3 protein-coding genes are annotated in these 1,480 nt (G+C 42.0%); all 3 read left to right on the top strand.

Annotated features, from left to right (window positions below; genetic code table 11):
- Window positions 1-353: integrase core domain-containing protein (locus LPKJCM_RS00965; protein WP_165758552.1), on the top strand; the 353-nt coding region annotated here is incomplete at its 5' end.
- 128 nt (window positions 354-481) lie between these two features.
- A complete protein-coding gene (locus LPKJCM_RS00960) occupies window positions 482-730 on the top strand; it encodes a hypothetical protein (protein ID WP_225364071.1) in 249 nt (82 codons plus the stop codon).
- Between the two features lie 38 nt (window positions 731-768).
- Window positions 769-1,480 (top strand): IS5 family transposase gene (locus LPKJCM_RS00955; protein ID WP_094193566.1). Its coding sequence is split into 2 segments (ribosomal slippage), with 713 coding nucleotides annotated over them: window positions 769-1,027 and window positions 1,027-1,480; the frame shifts between segments, so codons are not numbered across the junction. This gene is flagged as partial in the annotation.

Below are 1,480 nucleotides of genomic sequence, written 5' to 3'. Positions count from 1 at the left end.
AAAGCGCGGTTAAAAATCGAACCATTACTGGGGACCTGATTATCCACACAGACTTAGGATCACAGTACACCAGCGATGATTACAACCAACGGTTAACAGAACTACATATCCGCCACTCTTACAGCCGTAAGGGGTGTCCATACGATAATGCACCAATGGAATCTTTTCATGCTTCCCTCAAAAAGGAATGTGTTTATCCAGTGCCGGTCTTTGAGAATTATGAAACTGCCGCTGCTGTCCTTTTTGAATATGTGCATGCTTTCTACAATAGGAAGAGAATTCATAGTTCACTGGGCTACCAGACCCCCTTACAAGTTGAAATCGCAACACTTACGAGCCAAATGGCCGCCTGATTTAATGCTTTCCATGGTTCAAATAAGTTATTAATCACGATTAATGATTTATTTGAGCTGTGGAAGGTAAACGCGGTTCTGAATGTCTCTTAAAATCTGTCTCAAATATTGACTTCAATCCAGGCGGCATGGTAGCCATTATTCAGAAACGATTAGTTACTTGCCACGTTGCCGGAACAGATGTTGACTTGACTCAAACTAAGCCCGACACTTATTTAGCTGACTTGGCAGCGGGAACTAAGCCGTTATTCCAAGTATCCTATGACCCACGTAACATTCAATTAGTTAAATATGGTTTTAAAGTAGGAACTGATTATGTTGTCCCAACTATCAATTCACCTAAAGCTAAAGCTTCAGAAGCTGTCCAAGATCTATGATTTTTGATATACTTCTATGTAAAAAGCGAGTTTAAGCTATGAAAAATTATCCCAGCAATATTACCCGGCAACAATTTGAATTAATTCGACCAGTTTTAGAAAATTTTCGTAAGCGAACCAAGCCTCGAAAATATGACCTCTACGAGGTCTTCTGCGCGGTTCTGTATGTCTTGAAAACCGGTTGCCAATGGCGTCAAGTTCCCGGTGATTTCCCAGAATGGCGGTCAGTTTACAACTATTACAAAATTTGGTCAACTAAAGTTGAACCAACCGCTGATTCTTTATTGGAACAAGTTTTAAAAAAATTGTCATTGATCGGCGAACTTACCAAGGACGTTCAGCTTTAACTTCGTTTATTATCGTGGACGCTCAGAGCGTCAAAAACACTGCCACTGCTGAAAACAAAGGTTACGATGCCGGTAAGAAAATCTCGGGAATTAAGCGCCATCTGGCAGTTAATATCAATGGCTTTCCGCAGGCCATTCACATGACGCGAGCGAACGTCTCTGATCGAGACGGGGCCAGTGCAATGATCGCTTTACATGCCATGCATTTACGCCAGGTTCAAAATGTCTTAGTTGATGGTGGTTATTCAGGCGTTAATTTTCAGCTCGATGTGGCAAGTAATTTAAACGCAACCGTGCAGGTTGCGAAGCGTAATGAGTTGCATCGATTCGAAGTCATACCCCAACGTTGGGTAGTCGAACGCTCCTTTAGTTGGTTAGAGAATTGTCGGCGACTTTGGAAAAA

Origin of the sequence: Lentilactobacillus parakefiri (assembly GCF_002157585.1) — a bacterium.
Lineage (GTDB): Bacteria > Bacillota > Bacilli > Lactobacillales > Lactobacillaceae > Lentilactobacillus > Lentilactobacillus parakefiri.
Note: the sequence above shows the minus strand (reverse complement) of the source record. Positions and strands in the feature narration are given on the sequence as shown.

Excerpts from the sequence above, each read along its gene's own strand:
- LPKJCM_RS00960 (WP_225364071.1), top strand. The coding sequence starts at position 482 with ATGGTAGCCATTATTCAGAAACGATTAGTTACTTGCCACGTTGCCGGA.